This window comes from Anaerococcus sp. Marseille-P9784, from assembly GCF_902500265.1.
Taxonomy (GTDB): Bacteria; Bacillota; Clostridia; order Tissierellales; family Peptoniphilaceae; genus Anaerococcus.
Window position 1 is genome coordinate 129233 of sequence record NZ_CABVOZ010000001.1, and the last position, 17705, is coordinate 146937.

The window sequence follows — 17705 nt, forward strand, 5'->3', positions numbered from 1 at the left end:
TTTGCTCCTAACTACGTAAAATAACATCAGACTTAGAAAGATTTTCTAAAATTTCTTCTTCTATATCCTTTATATCTTCCTCTTTTAAAGTTTTATCATTTGACCTATAAGTTACCTTATAAGCAACGGATTTTTTGTCTTTTTCAATTTGATCTCCAGTATAAATATCAAATAATTCTATTTGAGAAATCAAATCACTGCCCTTGTTTTTGAAAGTTTCTTCGATAAATTCAACTTCCATATCTCTATTTGTTACAAATGCATAATCACGGCTTATAGCAGGATATTTTGGAAGAGGCTTATACTTTCTATCTGTAATTCTCTTATCCCCTATCATTGAAAGATTTACTTCAAGGATTAAACAACCTTTGCTAATTCCATAGATATCTCTTAAATCATAAGAAATTTCTCCTATAAGGCCGATTTTTTCACCATCAAAATAAATATCTGCACATCTTCCTTTGTGAAAACTCTTTAAGTTTTCATTTTTCTTGTAAGAAAATCCTTCAAATCCCACATTTTTCATAACTTCTTCGAAGTAATCTTTCATATCGTAGAAATCATAAGCTCCAATAAGTCCCATGGTTAATGTGTCATTTTCTTTTGGCAATTTTTCTTCTGTTTTTTCAAAAGTTTTGCCTAATTCAAATAAGCTTAAATCTTTTGCACCTCTGTTGATATTTTTGCTAATTACATCTAGCATATTTGGTATTTGGGTGGTTCTCATTACGGAAAAATCTTCGCCCAAAGGATTTATTAAGCTTATATAATCTCTTAATTTGGAATTTTCATCCACTTGCATTCTATCAAATTCTTTTGGAGAAATAAATGAATAAGTTGTTATCTCCATGAATTTTTGGCCCTTTAGTTCATTTTTTAGATCATCGCGTAATAAACGAGCCTTGCAGCGAATTCCTCTTTGTAGGGTTGATTTTAATGGTTTTGATTCAATTTTTCCCATGCCATAAAGTCTTACAACTTCTTCTATTAGGTCTGCTTCTATATCAATATCCAATCTAAAATATGGAACTTTTGCCAAAATTTTATCTTCATCGATTTTTTCTACCTCAAATTCCAAAAGTTCTAGATTTTTAATTGCTTGATCCATTGTAAAGTCTACACCAGTTAGGGCGTTAAGTCTTGAAATTCTAAGTTCTACTTCTTTTTCTTTGCTTTTTTTATCACCCTCATCAAAAGATCCACCGATAATTTCGCCGATTTTAAGATCTTCAATTAGTTTCATAGCTCGCCTTGACGCAAAGTCTGCCATTTCTATGGCAATGCCTTTTTCAAATCTGCTTGATGCTTCACTACGAATTCCTAATTTCTTTGAACTTTCTCTGATATTTGTAGAGTTGAAATTTGCAGCTTCTAACAAAATATTTTTACTTTCATTAGTTACTTCTGTATCAAATCCACCCATGATTCCAGCTAAGCCAATTACCTTATCTTCATCAGCAATAACTAGCATCGAAGAATCAAGTTTTCTTTCTTCTCCATCTAAGGTTTTTAAGATTTCACCATCTTTTGCATCTCTTACGATGATTTTTTTGCCAGCAAGCTTGTCCAAATCGTAAGCGTGAAGTGGTTGACCAGTTTCAAGCATTACAAAATTTGTAATATCTACGATGTTATTTATTGGGCGCATGCCTGCTAAGATTAGATAATTTTGTAACCACTGTGGAGATTTGCCAATTTTCACATCTTTTACGACTCTTCCTGTAAATCTATTGCATGATTTGCTTAATATTTCTACACCATTGGCAAATTCTTTTATATCTTCATCATTATTTTGGTAATTAATTTCTGGAAGGCTTATTTTTTCTCCAAAACTTGCCGCACTTTCTCTTGCCATGCCTATAATTGAAAGACAATCTGGTCTATTTGGAGTTATTTCATATTCTATAACTGGAGAATTTGAAGATAATACTTCACTAACAGAACTTCCCAATTTGTAATCATCATCAATTATAATTACCCCATCTCTAAATTCTTTAGGAATTACGCTATCGTCATAGCCGAGTTCCCCATAACTTGTTAGCATGCCAGATGAATTTATTCCAAAAAAATCATGATCGCCAATATGATTTCCATTATCTAGGGTCGTTCCACTTTTTATTACAAATACTTTATCGCCCTCATTTGTGTTTTTTGCTGCAGTTATTATTGTTGTCGGATTTTCTTCACCTATATCAATAGTTAAAACTTTTAGCCTGTCTGCATTTGGATGTTTTTCTTGTTTAATAATTTTTCCTAAAACAACGCCTTTTAAATCGCTTGTTTTTCTTGTAACTTCTTCAACGTGACTTCCAGTTTCAGAAAGTCTATCTGTAATTGTCTTTATATCTTCGCTAATTTTTACATAATCATTTTGCCAAATTAAAGGTACTAACATAATTTCTCCTAAAATTGTTCTAAAAATCTCTTGTCATTATCATAGAGTAATCTGATATCATCAAGTCCATATTTAACCATAGCTATCCTATCTACCCCAAGTCCAAAGGCAAAGCCAGTGTATTTTTCGCTATCGATACCGCAAGCTTCCAAAACATTTGGATGAACCATTCCTCCACCCAAAAGTTCCATTGACCAACCTGTATTTCCACAAGCAGGGCAGCCCTTACCTTTACAAATCGGACAAGTTGCATCTACTTCCAAGGATGGTTCTGTAAATGGGAAATGATGAGGACGATATCTTAATTTTATGTCATCTCCAAACATTTCTTTGATAAAAGTTTCAAGAGTAGCTTTAAGATTTGCCATTGAAACATTTTCATCTACAACTAGACATTCCAATTGGTGAAACATTGGTGAATGTGTTGCATCAACTTCGTCGTTTCTAAAAACTCTTCCTGCTGATACCATTTTTATTGGAAGTTTGCCCTCATTCATTACTCTAATTTGCATTGAAGAAGTATGTGGTCTTAGGAGAACATTATGTGTAATATAAAATGTATCTGAAGTTGATCTTGCAGGATGATCTGCAGGTGAATTTAAGTCATCAAAGACGTTTTTTACTGTATCAATTTCTGGTCCCTCAACTACATCAAAACCCATATTTTGAAAGATTGCTTCCAAGTCTTCTAAGGTTTGATTGATAAGAGCAAGGTGTCCACTAGTTTTTCTATCAAAATGTGCTGTAACATCAATTTTTTCTTCTTCTATTTTTTCTTCAAGTAGTTTTTCTCTTATAGCCTTTGTCTTATCTTCCAAAGCTTCTTCTATTTTTACACTAGCTTGGTTGATTAGTTTTCCTGCTTGTGGTTTTTCCTCTTTTGGCAATTTTGCTATATTTTTCTTTAAATCTGTTATTAATCCTTTTTTTCCAAGGTATTTTACTCTAAGTTTTTCAAGCTCTTTTAGATTTAAACTTAAATCTATTTCATGGATTGCCTTAGCAATGAGTTCTTTTAAGTTTTCTTCCATAATTTCCTCCTAAAATTTTGTATAAAAAAATTCCATCCTAAAAGGACAGAATATAGAAACATTTAATCTGCGGTACCACCTTAATTGATTTTAAATAAAATCCGCTCTTTGGTCTTTTAACGCAGACTAGACGTTTCAGCTACTTAATTTCACATCTTGCTTCATCGATGAATTATTTGACCGTTACTTAAAAGGCTCTCATCAACCCTTCTTTCTGTATAAGGATAGCCAAACTTTTTTTCGAATCATTAGCTTAATTTATTCATTATTATGCTTGCAGCTATTGCCGCATTTAAAGATTCAATTTTCCCTTGCATAGGAATTTTTACAAAGATATCGGTAAGATTTCTTACTTCATCAGATAAGCCATTTGCTTCATTTCCAATAGCTAAAATCAAATCTTCATCACTTTTAAATTCATTAATATCATACCCACTCATATCAGCAGATACAATCTTATATTTTTCTTTTAAACTTTTAATTTCATCTATATTTTTGTAGACAAAATTTAATCTAAATATAGAGCCCATTGAGGCTCTTAAAGTTTTTTCATTGTATATATCACAAGTATTAGCAAGTAAAATTATATCAGAAAATCCAAAAGCTTCTGCCGATCTTATTATGGTTCCCATATTTCCAGGATCGTTAATTTGATCTAACATTAGGACTTTCTTGCTTTTTATATCTTTTTGCCTTGGTTTTTTGACCACTGCTGCAAAACCATCGGGATTTACAAGATTTGTTAATTTATTAAAAAGATTGTTTGAGAAAACTATTTTTTCTAAATTACTTTCATAATCCTTATTGTCTTCGCTTAAAAAAATAAAATCAACATCAGCAGAAGAGATTGCCTCTTCCACTAATTTTTTTGATTCTATGATAAAGGAATTTTCCTTATCTCTAAACTTTTTGCTTTTTAGCTTTGATATATATTTATATTTTTGATTATCACTTGAAGTTATAATCATCTAATTTTATTAAGCGTTTTTGTTAGCTAATTCTACTAATTTGCTAAATTCTGCTGGATTTTCAACTGCTAATTCAGCAAGCATTTTTCTATTGATGTCGATGTTTGCTTTTTTAAGGTTGCCCATAAGTTTAGAATAGCTTGTTCCATTTATTCTAGCAGCAGCATTGATTCTTGCAATCCAAAGTTTTCTAAAATCTCTTTTTCTATGTTTACGACCAATGTAAGCATAGCTTAGTGATTTCATTACAGCTTGGTTGGCTGTTCTATATAGAAGGCTTTTGGAACCGTAATATCCCTTAGCTTGTTTTAATACTTTCTTGTGTCTTTTTTTAGCGTTTACTCCTCTTTTTACTCTTGCCATTTTTTCTTAACCTCCTATTACATTCCAAGTAATTTTTTAACATTTGATAAATTAGCACTAGATACTGTAGTAGCTTTTCTTAGTCTTCTTTTTCTAGCTGGTGATTTTTGAGCTGTCTTGTGGCTTTTGTAAGCTTTCATTCTTACTATCTTTCCACTTCCAGTAACTTTAAATCTTTTAGCAGCTGCTCTTTTTGTTTTATTTTTGTTAGCCATTTTTTACTCCTTATCTGTATTTGGTTCTAAAAACATTACTAGAGATCTACCTTCCATTTTAGGTTTCTTGTCAACTACACCTACATCACCTATCATTTGGGTAAATTTATCCATCAATTCATAGCCTGGTTCTTTACGTCCAAGCTCACGACCTCTAAATCTAATAGAAACTTTTACTTTATCCCCGTTGTTTAAGAATTTTATTGATTGGTTTGCTTTAGTTTGCAAATCATTATCTTCAATGTTTAAAGAAAATCTCGTCTCTTTTAGTTGAGCGTTTTTTTGTTTTTTCTTATTTTCTTTTTCTTTTTTCTCTTGATCATATTTAAACTTACCATAGTCCATGATCCTGGTAACAGGTGGTTTTGCGTTAGGGCTCATCAAAACTAAATCCAAGCGTTTTTCATCAGCTCTATCTAAGGCATCATTTAAAGAAGTGATACCAATCTGGTTACCATTTTCATCTATTAACCTAACTTGGTCAGCTCTAATTTCATCATTTATTCTTAAATCTTTTATAGTTATACCTCCATGTATAATTTCATAAAAAAAGCGGGCACAAAGTACCCGTTCAAATTTTAAATAAAAATTTATTAACCTACAAATCTTAATCGGCAGGTGAGTATTGGGTACTTCTTTGTTGTCTACGTAATATATATTACTATTATAACTTTAACTTGTCAAGTAAAAAACAAGTCATAAGCTTTTTATTCTTTTATTTTCTAAGCTTATTACAATCTTAAATCTCTAATCAATCTTAAATATACCAAATCCATATAAACCAGGACCTGTATTTGCTCCTAGTGTTGGAGAAATTTGAACTTTAAAACATTCTTTGGCACCAGCAATAATATCTGATAATTTTTCTTCCAATTTACTAATACCTTCTTGATAGCCACCATGACCTAAAAACATATAATAATCTTTGACGTTTTCGATTTCATTTTCGGCAAATTTTCTAAGTTCATTAAGAACCTTTTTTTCACCACGAGCAATTTTTACAAGCTTAAAGGCGGATTCTAAAGGATTTACACTTATAATTGGTTTAACTGAAAGTGCATCTCCAATTTTCCCAAAAGTTTTTGGAACTCTTCCACCTTCAACTATATATTTAAAAGAATCTATTGTAAAAAATACAAAAGATTTATCTTTTTTCTCATTTAGTTTTGCAATTATTTCCTCAAAAGATAATCCTTTTTTTATTAAATTATCAGCATATATAGCAAAAAAGCCTTCTGCCATAGTAAGATTTCCACTATCAAAAACATAGGTTTCTAAGCCCTCAATCTTGTTTGTACTTAACAAGCTATGGCTACTGGAAAACTTCGAACCTATTGTAATTACAAGGACTTTTTCGTAACCATCTGCTTTGATCTTTTCGTATAAATTGATAACATCTCCTGGAGATGGTGCTGATGTTTTTGGTAAACAATTATTTCTTCTTATCCATTCGTAAAATTCATCAGAAGATATGTCAATTCTATCTTTTAGGTATTCTCCATCCAAATTTACATATAAGGATAGGGTGTATATATTAAGTCTTTTTGCTAATTCTTGACTTATATCACTTGCACTATCTACTAGTATCGCAATTTTTTCCATAAAACCCCCTTTGGAATAGACCCATTAATTATAGTATTATACCATAAAATCATAAAAAAATAATATAATTATCTTTTATAGATTTATTAACAAAGTAATTTCGATCAATTTTCATTGCTCTTTAAGCTAAATCCTAGATTAGAAATTATAAAAATAGTAGTATAATTACAAAATAGGAAGTGATTATATGAAAAAATTAAAAACTAATGCTATGAGAGCCTTAGATAAATTAAAAATTAACTATGAGCATATTGACTATGAATTTCAAGGAGATTTTGTATCATCAGTGGATTTATCCGAAAAAACTCATACTGATATTTCAACAATTTTTAAAACTTTAGCGACAATTGCAAATAATGGAGAAATTTATATTTTTGTAATACCGGGAGCAGAAAGTATAGATTTTAAAAAAGCAAGTGCGGCTGTTGGGGTGAAAAATCTTGAAATGCTCCCACTTAAAGATTTAAAATCAAAAATTGGTTATGAAAGAGGAGCAACAACTTCTCTTGCCATGAAAAAAGATTATCCAGTTGTAATTGATGATTCTGCATTGCAAATGGATTTTATAAAAGTATCTGCTGGCAAAGTTGGCCACAGTCTAAAAATTAAAGCCCAAGACTTAGCAAAAGCTAACGGTGCAAGCTTTTTTGATGTGATACAATGACATTAGAAATAGAAAAAAACAAAGATTATGTAAAGGTGATTTTCCCAAATGATTTGGAATATAAGAGATTAAGGCTTCTTGTTACTTTATCACCCATACTAATAGCTTCTTTTGATAATGGTCGTTATGAGCTTGAATTTTTAAAAAATTCTATAGAAAAATCAAAATTTCCCTATGCTTTGTACCCGAATTTCTTTCAAGGTTTTTCTATAGAAAATTACAGAAAATATTATGCTAACTATAATCCAGCTGAGGATGTTTTTTTAAATAAGGAAAATAACATAGAATTTATAATTAATCAAATGGATAATCAATATATAAATGCTCTAACTAGTATAATAGAAAATGTAATTATTGATCCTAAGGCAAATTACTATTTTACAGATTATTTTAAAGAAATTAGAAATGATATTGTAATAAATGGTAGAAGATCAATTCTTACCAACGGGATACAAGGCTTTTACCTTTCAAAATATGTAGTGGTTTGGATGATCGACATTATTAATTTTATCAAGGAAAATAATCCAAAGGCCTATGAGGATTTAAAGATAATCGAATTTCTAGCAAACAATTTAAAAACCCCAAGAATTTTATCTACAAACTTTGAAGAAAATCAATAATTCTAAGAATTTCCTTATTTCCAGTATTTTTTATAAGAAATGTAAGTCCAATTGATTTTCTTATTAACTTTACTTATGAAAAATCTTAGGATTTAGCAAAAAAATTTAACCCTTAAGCTAAATTTTAACTTAAGGGTTAGTTTTTTTTGTGTGTTTTATTATTCTCTTTCTACTACTACAGCAGTTCCCATACCGCCACCTATACAAAGTGTTGCGATACCTTTTTTAGAGTCTCTCTTTTGCATTTCGTATAGTAGTGTTGTAAGGATTCTTGCTCCTGATGCTCCTACTGGGTGACCGATTGCTATAGCTCCACCGTTTACGTTTACTATGTCTGTGTTTAGACCTAGTTCTTTGATTACTGATAGGGCTTGTGCTGCGAATGCTTCGTTTGCTTCGATTAGGTCAATGTCTTCTAGTGTTAGATTAGCTTTTTCTAGAGCTTTTCTTACTGTTGGGATTGGGCCTGTACCCATGATTTTTGGATCAACACCTTCTGTTGCGTATGATACGATTGTTGCTAGTGGTGTTACTCCTAGTTCTTTAGCTTTTTCTTCACTCATTACTACTAGAGCTGCTGCACCGTCGTTGATTCCTGATGCGTTTGCTGCTGTTACTGTACCGTCTTTGATGAAGGCAGGTTTTAGTCCTGAAATGCTTTCAGTTGTAACACCTTCTTTGATATATTCATCAGTATCAACAACTGTTACTTTGCCTTTTCTACCTTTAACTTCTACTGGAACGATTTCGTCTTTGAATCTTCCTTCTGCTCTAGCTTTTGCTGCTCTTTGTTGGCTTGTTGCAGCTAGTTCGTCTTGTTCTTCTCTTGTTAGGCCAAATTTTTCAGCGATGTTTTCTGCTGTTACTCCCATGTGGTAGTCATTGAATGCGTCCCAAAGACCGTCTTTGATCATTTCATCGACAACTTTTTTGTCTCCCATTCTTGCTCCCCATCTTTCGTCTGTTAGTAGGTATGGAGCTTGTGACATTGATTCTGTACCACCTGCTAATACTACATCACAATCGCCAGCTATAATCATTTGTGCTGCTAGTGATACTGATCTTAGTCCTGAACCACAAACGATGTTTAGTGTCATTGCTGGTTTTTCTATTGGAATACCTGCATCTAGTGCGATTTGACGAGCGATGTTTTGGCCATTGCCTGCTTGTAGTACACAACCTAGGATTGATTCGTCTATATCTTCTGGTTTGATGCCTGCTCTTTTGATTGCTTCTTTAGCTGCTACTGCACCTAGTTCTCTAGCTGATACTGTTTTGAATGCTCCGCCGTATGAACCTACTGGCGTTCTTGCTGCACTTGCTATTACTACTTTTCTTGTCATTTGATATCCTTTCTTTTATTTATTTTTATTTACTATAATCGTAGAAACCTTTACCAGTTTTTCTTCCAAGTTCGCCTGCTGCTACTTTTTGTCTTAATAAAACTGGAGCTGCGTATTTATCTGAACCAATTGTATCTTTTAGATAGTCCATGATGTTTAAAACTATATCTAGACCGATTAAATCAGCTAGTGCTAGAGGTCCCATTGGGTGGTTTGCACCAAGTTTCATTGCTGTATCAATACCTTCAGGGCTTGCAAGTCCTTCTTGTAGGCAATAGATACCTTCAGATATCATTGGAATTAGAATTCTATTTACTACAAATCCAGGAGCTTCATTTACTTCTACTGGTGTTTTGCCTATTTCTTCTGTGATTTCTATAACTTTTTTAACTGTTTCTTCGCTTGTTGTGATTCCTTTGATAACTTCTACAAGTTTCATAACTGTAGCTGGGTTAAAGAAATGCATTCCTATTACTTTATCAGGTCTGTGTGTTGCTGCTGCTATTTCTGTGATAGAAATTGAAGATGTGTTTGAAGCAAGAATTGTATCTTCTTTGCAAATTTGACATAATTCTTCAAAGATAGATTTTTTGATTTTTGGATTTTCGCTTGCTGCTTCAACTACTAAATCACAATCTGCTACATCTTTTACATCTGTTGTAAATTTGATTCTTCCAAGGTATTCGTCTTTTTGTTCAGCTGTTATTCTTTCTTTTGCAACTGATTTTTCTAAAGATTTTGTTATAGTTTTTTTACCTTTTTCGATAAATTCATCAGAAATATCTCTTACTACTACTTCATATTTTTTGCTCATTATTTCAGCAATTCCAGCACCCATTGTGCCTGCACCGATTACACCAATTTTCATGAATATCTCCTTATTTATTTTCAAATTCGCATTTTTCTTTGTTGATAAAAGCTTGTGTTCCTTTTTTCATATCTTCTGTTGAAAATGTTAATCCAAAAGCCAATTCTTCGATTCTTAAAGCAGAATCTATATCAACTTGAGCTCCTGTATTGATTGCTTCTTTTGCAAGTTTTACAGCTATTGGAGCTTTGCTAGCTATAGCTTTAGCTAAGCTATTTACTCTTTCTTCTAATTCTTCTACTTCTACTACATCTTGTACTAAACCAATTTCTAAAGCCTTATCAGCTTTTATATTTTCTGCTGATAGGATTAGATATTTTGCCCATCCTTGGCCTACTAGTCTTTGAAGTCTTTGACTTCCGCCAAATCCTGGCATAATTCCAAGACCAACTTCTGGTTGACCAAATAAAGCTTTTTTGGATGCAATTCTTATATCGCAAGCCATTGCAAGTTCACAGCCACCACCTAGGGCAAATCCATTTACTGCTGCTATTACAGGCATTGGAAGTTTTTCGATTTTTCTAAATACTCCTATGCCCTTTTTGCCAAATTTGTTAGCTTCTATTGGACTTAATTCGCTCATTTCTTTAATGTCAGCGCCTGCTACAAAGCTTCTGCCTGCACCTGTAATTATTAAGCATCTTAGATCCTTATCTTTTTTGATTTCTTCTAAAAGAAGGTCTAATTCATCTAAAACTTCAGAATTTAGTGCATTTAAAGCTTCTGGTCTGTTAATGGTTAGTTTACCAATGTTCTCGTTAACTTCATAGCTTATAGTTTTATAGCTCATATTTTCCTCCATTAATCTAATACCCAATTTATCAAAAATTATGAAAATGTTTTTAGACAAGGAGCATTATAAAATTATTTTATAATGCTCGCTCTTGTTTATTAATATTTTTTAGCTTTTGCAGCTTTTATTTTCTTAATTAGTTCTGGAACAACTTCGTTTATATCGCCAATTATTCCGACATCTGCTACGTTAAAGATGTTTGCATCTGGGTTTTTGTTAATCGCTACTATTAGATCTGATTCTTCCATACCAGCTAAGTGTTGGATAGCTCCTGATATACCTAAGGCAATATATAAATTTGGTCTTACAGTCTTACCAGTTTGACCTACTTGACGGTCTTTTTCAAGCCATCCTGAATCAACTACAGCTCTTGATGAAGAAACTTCGCCTTCTAAAACTTCTGCTAATTCATAAGCAAGTTTCATATTTTCTGCTGAACCGATACCACGACCTACTGAGATTAGTACATCTGCATCTTCAATTTTGATTTTTTTCTTATCAGCAACTTTTTCTTCGATTATATCGACATTGATATCTTTATCTTCAAATGTTATATCATATTTTTTAACTTCACCAGTTCTAGTTTTGTCATCTTCTTGTTTTGGCATAACGCCTGGTCTTACTGTTGACATTTGAGGACGAGCTTCTGGAGATTGAATTGTAGCTAGTAGATTACCACCAAAAGTTGGACGAGTCATATTTAATAGACCAGTTTCTTCATCAATTTCTAGTTTTGTACAGTCTGCTGTTAGTCCACAACCAATTCTTGCTGAAACTCTTGGAGCTAAGTCACGGCCTATTGATGATGCACCAAATAAAACGATTTGAGGTTTTAAATCTTTGATTATTGTGCTCATTGTCTTTACATAAGGTTCTGTTATATATTTTTCAAGAATTTTATCTTCTACATAATAAACCTTGTCAGCACCATGTTCGATTAAATCTCTTGTTAATCCTTCTACCTTGCTGCCTGCTATTACTGCTATTACTTCTTCATTTAATTTATCTGCTAATTCGCGCGCTTTACCGATTAGTTCTAATGACACGCTTTGTAGATTGCCATCTCTTTGTTCGCAAACTACCAATACATTTTTATATTCGCTCATTAAAAACTCCTTAAATCAAAAATTCTTCGGCTAACTTATCAACTATGATAGTAGCGCCATCTTGTGCGTTTACATCAAATACTTTACCAGCTTGTTTAGCTCCCTTGGTAAATGATTTTTTAACTCTTGTTGGAGAACCTTGTAAACCAATGTTAGTTCTATCAACTTCTATGTCATCAACAGTCCAAGTTTTTACTAAATCTTCTCTGTTAACATCATAAATTCTTGATACTCTCATATATCTTGGGCTGTTCATTTCACCTAAAGTTGTGATTAGTACTGGGAATTTCGCTTTGATTATTTGATATCTATCTTCAAATTGTCTTTGAACTGTTATGCTATCTTCTGTTATTTCTTTTACATCTTCTACATAAGAAATAGATGGGATTCCAAGGTGTTCTGCAGTTTGTGGTCCTACTTGAGCTGTATCTCCATCGATTGCTTGACGACCTGCAATTATCAAATCATAATCCAAAGAATTTATTGCTGCTGCAAGTGCAGTTGATGTTGCCCATGTGTCAGCTCCACCAAAAGCTCTATCAGTTAACAATATTACATCATCTGCGCCCATAGCGTAAGCTTCTTTTAGAGCTTCTGCTGCTTGTGGAGGTCCCATTGATAAAACGGTTATGTGTGCTCCGTTTTCTTCTTTTATCTTTAATGCCTCTTCAATACCAGCTTTGTCATCAGGATTTATGATTGAAGGAAGACCTTCTCTCATAATTCTTCCTGTTTCTTGATCAATTTTTACTTCATTGGTATCTGGTACTTGTTTAATTAAAACTATAATATTCACTTTAAACTCCTATTATCTAAATAAGCTTCCACTTATTACCATTCTTTGAACTTCTGATGTTCCTTCGTAAATTTCTGTGATCTTTGCATCACGCATCATACGTTCTACTGGGTAATCTCTAGTATAACCATATCCACCATAAAGTTGTACGCATTTTGTTGTTACGTTCATAGCAGTTTCTGCTGCAAATAATTTAGCATGGGCTGCGCTTACTGAGTAAGGTCTACCACAATCTTTGTCATTTGCTGCTTTGTAAACTAATAGTCTTGCTGCTTCAATTTGATTTGCTAAGTTAGCAAGTTGGAATTGTGTATTTTGGAATTTTGCCAAAGGTCTACCAAATTGTTCTCTTTCCTTAACATATTCAATTGTCTTATCTAATGCACCTTGAGCTATACCAAGAGCTTGTGCAGCAACCCCAATACGTCCACCATCAAGTGTTGTCATGGCAATTTTAAAGCCTTTACCTTCTTTGCCAAGTAGGTTTTCTGCAGGAATTTTGCAATCTTCAAAAATAAGTTCGCAAGTTAGTGAACCATGGATTCCCATTTTTTTCTCAGGTAAACCAACTGTAAATCCCGGAGTATCTTTTTCAACTATAAATGCTGAAATTCCGTGAGTTCCTTGTGATTTGTCGGTCATTGCGATGATTATAAAAGTATCAGCCAATGTTGCGTTGGTTATAAATATCTTTGAACCATTAAGTATATAACTTTTTCCATCTTCTGTTAAGTGAGCTGTTGTTTGTTGCATTGAAGCATCAGTACCAGCCATTGGTTCAGTCAAAGCAAAAGCTCCAATGTGTTCTCCTGAAGCTAGTTTCTTTAGATATTTTTCTTTTTGTTCTTCTGTTCCATAAGTTTCGATTGGCCATGCACAAAGAGAAGTGTGAGCTGAAATTATTACACCAGAAGATGCACAAGCTTTTGAAATTTCTTCAACAGCCATTACATATCCTAAATAATCTCCACCTTCTCCACCATTTTCTTTAGAAATTGGAATTCCAAATAAGCCTGCATCGCGCATTTTGGGAATGTTTTCATATGGTGGTCTTTCTTCTTCATCAATAGTTGCTGCAAGAGGTTCAACTTCACGAGTTGCAAAGTCTCTATACATATCTCTTAGCATTTTGTGAGTATTGTCTACACTAAAATCCATACTATCTCCTTACATAAAATCTTTTCATCTTTACGACTTTCACATCTATTATATTGCAAAATAGTGACTTTGTCAAAAAATTATTTATCTTTTTTAGTTCTATATTGTTAATCTATTTACAATAATATATTGTTATTAGTGATTGTTATCAATTTAATTTATTTTGGTAAATCATTTTATAAGAATTTTTTTATAATACGGATAATAAAATAGAATGATAAGGAAAACTTTTGTTAAAAAAAGACTTCTTGTTAAGCATTAATCGTTTAACAAAAAGTCATATTTTTAGTTATTGGTAAAATATTCTTCTATTTGGTCGAATTTTATTGTTTGTTGGTCTGATTTTGATAAGTCTTTTATTGTGATTTCCTTATTATTTGCTTCATCTTCACCGATTATAAGAGCATATTTGGCATTTATTTTATCGGCATATGCAATTTTCTTTTTAAATTTTCCACTTTCAAAATAAATATCAGCGTTTTTACCTGCTGCTTTTAATTTTTTTAAAAGATCTATTGCGTAAAAATTGTATTTTTCATCCATTGGAAGGATGATTATTTTTTCAGTAGTTTTCGCTTTTTTATCGACAATTCCTAGTTCTTGAAGTTGGTAAAAGAGTCTAGTTAGTCCAATTGACATTCCAACTCCCGGAAGATTTTGCTTTGAAAAATTGCTTGCCAAATTTTCATATCTTCCGCCAGAGCAAACTGAACCTATTGATTCATAGCCATTTATAAATGTTTCATAAACTGTCGATGTATAGTAATCTAAGCCACGAGTGATGCTTAAGTCGATTTTTATATTTTCTTTTGGGATATCTAGGTAGAGCATATATTGGTAAACTGTTATTATCTCAGATATACCTAATTTATATTTTTCATTTGCTTCGAATTTTTCAAGATCTTCCAACAATTCTAGACCTTCTAATTTATTTTCTAGAAATTCTAAAATTTGTGTGGATTTTTCTTCTCCAACTATTTCTTCAAGATAAGATTTAGTTTTTTCTAGTCCAATTTTATCTTTTTTATCTATTGTTCGTAAAATTTCAGTTGTATCAGCTATTTCTAAAGATTCAAAAAATCCATTTAATAATTTTCTGTTGTTTATGTGAAAGGTAACTTCTGGTAAGTTTAGCCTGCTAAAGGCTTCAAATATTACTTTTGCAAGCATAGCATCGTTGTAGATTGATAGGTCGTTGTTGCCAATTATATCAATATCTGCTTGATAAAATTCCTTGTATCTTCCCTTTTGGTTGCGCTCTCCACGATAAACTTTTCCAATTTGATAGCGCTTAAATGGAAAATTAAGATCTGAAAAATGTTCAGATACATAACGAGCTAAGGGAACTGTTAGGTCAAATCTTAGGCTCATATCTTTTGATTCGCTTGCAATTTCAAATATTTGTTTTTGTGTTTCGCCACCGCCTTTAGCAAAAAGAATTTCGTTTTTTTCTATAAGCGGTGTGTCAATGTTTGCAAATCCAAATTCCGCAAAGGTGTTTTCTATCGTATTTTTTATTTGATCAAAGACTACTTGCTCTTCTGGTAAAAGTTCCATAATTCCAGCTATAGTAGTAGGTTTTATAATTTCCATCTAATCCTCCATACTTTAATTTATTATAACACAAAATTTTTCTAACATTATAAAGATTCACATTTCTTTTGATTTGACGACATAAATAGACCAATTACAAAGATTATCAAAAATGGCACAATCCATGGAAATCCATAATCATAAAAAGGTAAAAATGAAATAATCTTAGAAAAATTTTTAGCAAGATTTTCGTTTGCCATAGCTATGTAGGATATCAAGGATTGGATAAACGATATAATTCCTACAATAGCAAAATTCATATGTCTGTATTTCTCAGTCATCTTTGGATTACTTAAGTTAAATATTATCATAAGTATTACAATTGGATAGATAAAAGTCAAAAGTGGTGATGTGTAATTAACTATCTTATCAACTCCAACCAAGGATAAAATTATGGATATTAAAGTTATTGTAATGGCAAAAGTTTTATAACTTATCTTTAAAAAATCCTTATGTAATATTTCAGAAATGGAGCTTATTAGTCCAACAGCTGTTGTAAAACAAGCCAAAACGATTATAGCAGATAGGATATATTTGCCAAAAGAACCCAAGGTAGAATTAGCAATTTTTATTAAAAGTTCAACTCTAGAATCAATATCTTGATAAACTAAAGAGCAACTTGCTCCCAAATATGTAAGTGATATATAAACTAAAATCAAACTGGCAGCAGCTATTAGCGTAGCTTGCACTGTCTTTCTTAAAATATTTTCCTTACAGCCCTTATCAATTAAAGATTTTATTATAATTGGAGCAAAAGCAATAGAAGCAAGAGCATCCATGGTGTTGTAACCTTCGATAGCAGAATTTGTAAAGGTATTAGCCTTACTTATATCAGATTTTATAAAAGAACCTATAGGATTTATAATGCCTGCAACAATCATAATCATAAGAACCATTAAAAGACTAGGAGTTAAATATTTGCCGATGATATCGATAATTTTACTATCAGTTAAAATTAAAGTTAAAGCTAATCCAAAGAACAAAAGTATAAACAAAGCATAAGAAATATCAATGCCACTTGCTATAATAACCTCGCCACTAGTAGCGCCAGTTCTTGGTATTGCTCCCAATGGTCCGATTGTCAAAGCAATAATTAAGGTTATTGTATATCCTAATTTTTTGCCAGCAACTTCAGTAAAAACTTTTATATCTCCAGATTTTTTAGCCATGGAAAAAATAGCAATTGATGCAAGACCAACTCCAGTTAAAATAAAACCAAGGCTTGCAATTAACCAATTTGAACCGTAAATTTTTCCCAAAAATGGAGGAAATATCAAATTTCCAGCGCCAAAAAATAAAGAGAAAAGAGCAAAGCCAACAATAACAACTTCCATAATTTAAACTCCTTAATAGAATAGCTAAGATAACGCTTAGCAACATAATATAGATCCAGTGTCCAACAAATCGCATGATTTTGGATAAAGTAACTTAATTTTTGATTTATCTGCCTCATTTTTAATAATTTCAAAACTATTTAGCTTTTCAATATTCCCATTAAAAATTAAGGTATTATCAAAAAATCCGCAGCATCCACCGATAAATCCATGATCAAAACCATCAAGTTCAATTTTTTCTTTTTCAAGCAAAATAACTTCTATTTTATCTTTCAAAGATTTATAAATTCCAAAATCACTTGTTAAAATTTTTTCACCCAAAGGAATAATAGAACATCTGCTGTAGCCTTGTTTGACATATAAATGCTTGATATTATGAGCTTTCATATACAAAGATATATTCTTTTCAGTAAAATCATTGTGAATATAATAGCTATCAGCCATATAAATGTTGTAAATAGCATCTTCTGGATAAGATTTGCAAACGGACTCCCCAGGAATGATATTTTTATCTAACAAACGTTTTCTATATTCATATTTTACACTATTATCGATAAAAATTGTATCTTTATTCACAATAAAAATGGATAAATCTGGATGATCTGCTATCCTCTTATCTAAATTTGGATTATCTATTGTCTTTATATAAGTTAAATTGTTTTCTTCTAAAAATTTCACAAATTCAACTCTTGATTTATGACTGATAATAAGCATAAAAACTCCTATAAAAAAAGCTCTCCAAAGGAGAGCAGGGTTGGAGGCGCCACCCAGATTTGAACTGGGGGTAAAGGTGTTGCAGACCTCTGCCTTACCACTTGGCTATGGCGCCGGATATTAAAAAAATCACCAAGTACCA

At 31.9% G+C, this 17705-nt stretch carries 18 protein-coding genes and 1 tRNA gene; 2 read left to right on the forward strand and 17 right to left on the reverse strand.

The annotated features are described in order from the left end of the window. Window positions 1-7 precede the first annotated feature (7 nt). From pheT to GAN53_RS00665, 7 genes are all read right to left on the reverse strand, one after another. The gene (gene pheT / locus GAN53_RS00635) at window positions 8-2395 is read right to left on the reverse strand and encodes a phenylalanine--tRNA ligase subunit beta (protein WP_151409120.1); all 2388 of its coding nucleotides are present in this window, start codon (window positions 2393-2395) and stop codon (window positions 8-10) included. 8 nt (window positions 2396-2403) lie between these two features. Further along, complete coding sequence (pheS, locus tag GAN53_RS00640; RefSeq protein ID WP_151409121.1) at window positions 2404-3426, reverse strand: phenylalanine--tRNA ligase subunit alpha; 1023 nt, start codon at window positions 3424-3426, stop codon at window positions 2404-2406. A gap of 248 nt (window positions 3427-3674) precedes the next feature. After that, the gene (locus GAN53_RS00645; RefSeq protein WP_151409122.1) at window positions 3675-4394 is read right to left on the reverse strand and encodes a TrmH family RNA methyltransferase; all 720 of its coding nucleotides are present in this window, start codon (window positions 4392-4394) and stop codon (window positions 3675-3677) included. 9 nt (window positions 4395-4403) lie between these two features. After that, entirely contained in the window at window positions 4404-4757 is a 354-nt protein-coding gene (rplT, locus tag GAN53_RS00650; protein ID WP_151409123.1) for a 50S ribosomal protein L20, read from the reverse strand. A gap of 17 nt (window positions 4758-4774) precedes the next feature. Continuing rightward, window positions 4775-4972: a 50S ribosomal protein L35 gene (gene rpmI / locus GAN53_RS00655; RefSeq protein WP_151409124.1), complete on the reverse strand. Its 198-nt coding sequence runs from the start codon at window positions 4970-4972 to the stop codon at window positions 4775-4777. A 3-nt stretch (window positions 4973-4975) separates the two neighbouring features. Then, complete coding sequence (infC, locus tag GAN53_RS00660) at window positions 4976-5509, reverse strand: translation initiation factor IF-3 (RefSeq protein WP_192574083.1); 534 nt, start codon at window positions 5507-5509, stop codon at window positions 4976-4978. A gap of 210 nt (window positions 5510-5719) precedes the next feature. After that, window positions 5720-6574 carry a DegV family protein gene (locus GAN53_RS00665; protein ID WP_151409126.1) on the reverse strand — a complete coding sequence of 285 codons (855 nt, stop codon included), beginning with the start codon at window positions 6572-6574 and terminating at the stop codon, window positions 5720-5722. Window positions 6575-6761: 187 nt separating this feature from the next. On the opposite strand from GAN53_RS00665, the gene GAN53_RS00670 reads away from it, so the two are divergent. Both GAN53_RS00670 and GAN53_RS00675 read left to right on the forward strand, forming a co-directional pair. Next, window positions 6762-7238: an aminoacyl-tRNA deacylase gene (locus tag GAN53_RS00670; RefSeq protein WP_151409127.1), complete on the forward strand. Its 477-nt coding sequence runs from the start codon at window positions 6762-6764 to the stop codon at window positions 7236-7238. After that, on the forward strand, window positions 7235-7858 hold the full coding sequence (locus tag GAN53_RS00675; protein WP_151409128.1) for a hypothetical protein: 624 nt from the start codon (window positions 7235-7237) through the stop codon (window positions 7856-7858). Before GAN53_RS00670 ends, GAN53_RS00675 begins: the two co-directional genes overlap by 4 nt. A gap of 158 nt (window positions 7859-8016) precedes the next feature. On the opposite strand, the gene GAN53_RS00680 is transcribed toward GAN53_RS00675, so the two are convergent. From GAN53_RS00680 to GAN53_RS00725, 10 genes are all read right to left on the reverse strand, one after another. Beyond that, window positions 8017-9201 (reverse strand): acetyl-CoA C-acetyltransferase, encoded by a 1185-nt coding sequence (locus GAN53_RS00680; RefSeq protein WP_151409129.1) that lies wholly within the window; start codon window positions 9199-9201, stop codon window positions 8017-8019. Between the two features lie 25 nt (window positions 9202-9226). Further along, entirely contained in the window at window positions 9227-10069 is an 843-nt protein-coding gene (locus GAN53_RS00685) for a 3-hydroxyacyl-CoA dehydrogenase family protein (protein ID WP_151409130.1), read from the reverse strand. A 10-nt stretch (window positions 10070-10079) separates the two neighbouring features. Further along, entirely contained in the window at window positions 10080-10859 is a 780-nt protein-coding gene (locus GAN53_RS00690; RefSeq protein WP_151409131.1) for an enoyl-CoA hydratase-related protein, read from the reverse strand. A 101-nt stretch (window positions 10860-10960) separates the two neighbouring features. Further along, window positions 10961-11968 (reverse strand): electron transfer flavoprotein subunit alpha/FixB family protein, encoded by a 1008-nt coding sequence (locus GAN53_RS00695; protein ID WP_151409132.1) that lies wholly within the window; start codon window positions 11966-11968, stop codon window positions 10961-10963. A gap of 10 nt (window positions 11969-11978) precedes the next feature. After that, entirely contained in the window at window positions 11979-12764 is a 786-nt protein-coding gene (locus GAN53_RS00700; protein WP_099321734.1) for an electron transfer flavoprotein subunit beta/FixA family protein, read from the reverse strand. A gap of 12 nt (window positions 12765-12776) precedes the next feature. Continuing rightward, a complete protein-coding gene (locus GAN53_RS00705; RefSeq protein WP_151409133.1) occupies window positions 12777-13922 on the reverse strand; it encodes an acyl-CoA dehydrogenase in 1146 nt (381 codons plus the stop codon). Window positions 13923-14207: 285 nt separating this feature from the next. Next, window positions 14208-15515 (reverse strand): histidine--tRNA ligase, encoded by a 1308-nt coding sequence (gene hisS, locus GAN53_RS00710; RefSeq protein ID WP_151409134.1) that lies wholly within the window; start codon window positions 15513-15515, stop codon window positions 14208-14210. 47 nt (window positions 15516-15562) lie between these two features. Beyond that, window positions 15563-16849 carry a branched-chain amino acid transport system II carrier protein gene (brnQ, locus tag GAN53_RS00715; RefSeq protein WP_151409135.1) on the reverse strand — a complete coding sequence of 429 codons (1287 nt, stop codon included), beginning with the start codon at window positions 16847-16849 and terminating at the stop codon, window positions 15563-15565. A 36-nt stretch (window positions 16850-16885) separates the two neighbouring features. Continuing rightward, a complete protein-coding gene (locus GAN53_RS00720; protein ID WP_151409136.1) occupies window positions 16886-17563 on the reverse strand; it encodes a DUF6873 family GME fold protein in 678 nt (225 codons plus the stop codon). 41 nt (window positions 17564-17604) lie between these two features. After that, window positions 17605-17678: transfer RNA gene (locus tag GAN53_RS00725), tRNA-Cys, on the reverse strand. Between the last annotated feature and the right edge of the window lie 27 nt (window positions 17679-17705).

Coding starts and splice junctions, on each gene's coding strand:
- rplT (WP_151409123.1), bottom strand. CDS start 4,757: ATGGCAAGAGTAAAAAGAGGAGTAAACGCTAAAAAAAGACACAAGAAA.
- pheT (WP_151409120.1), bottom strand. CDS start 2,395: ATGTTAGTACCTTTAATTTGGCAAAATGATTATGTAAAAATTAGCGAA.
- GAN53_RS00720 (WP_151409136.1), bottom strand. CDS start 17,563: ATGCTTATTATCAGTCATAAATCAAGAGTTGAATTTGTGAAATTTTTA.
- GAN53_RS00685 (WP_151409130.1), bottom strand. CDS start 10,069: ATGAAAATTGGTGTAATCGGTGCAGGCACAATGGGTGCTGGAATTGCT.
- GAN53_RS00675 (WP_151409128.1), top strand. CDS start 7,235: ATGACATTAGAAATAGAAAAAAACAAAGATTATGTAAAGGTGATTTTC.
- brnQ (WP_151409135.1), bottom strand. CDS start 16,849: ATGGAAGTTGTTATTGTTGGCTTTGCTCTTTTCTCTTTATTTTTTGGC.
- pheS (WP_151409121.1), bottom strand. CDS start 3,426: ATGGAAGAAAACTTAAAAGAACTCATTGCTAAGGCAATCCATGAAATA.
- GAN53_RS00665 (WP_151409126.1), bottom strand. CDS start 6,574: ATGGAAAAAATTGCGATACTAGTAGATAGTGCAAGTGATATAAGTCAA.
- GAN53_RS00670 (WP_151409127.1), top strand. CDS start 6,762: ATGAAAAAATTAAAAACTAATGCTATGAGAGCCTTAGATAAATTAAAA.
- GAN53_RS00705 (WP_151409133.1), bottom strand. CDS start 13,922: ATGGATTTTAGTGTAGACAATACTCACAAAATGCTAAGAGATATGTAT.
- rpmI (WP_151409124.1), bottom strand. CDS start 4,972: ATGGCTAACAAAAATAAAACAAAAAGAGCAGCTGCTAAAAGATTTAAA.
- hisS (WP_151409134.1), bottom strand. CDS start 15,515: ATGGAAATTATAAAACCTACTACTATAGCTGGAATTATGGAACTTTTA.
- GAN53_RS00695 (WP_151409132.1), bottom strand. CDS start 11,968: ATGAGCGAATATAAAAATGTATTGGTAGTTTGCGAACAAAGAGATGGC.
- GAN53_RS00645 (WP_151409122.1), bottom strand. CDS start 4,394: ATGATTATAACTTCAAGTGATAATCAAAAATATAAATATATATCAAAG.
- GAN53_RS00690 (WP_151409131.1), bottom strand. CDS start 10,859: ATGAGCTATAAAACTATAAGCTATGAAGTTAACGAGAACATTGGTAAA.
- GAN53_RS00680 (WP_151409129.1), bottom strand. CDS start 9,201: ATGACAAGAAAAGTAGTAATAGCAAGTGCAGCAAGAACGCCAGTAGGT.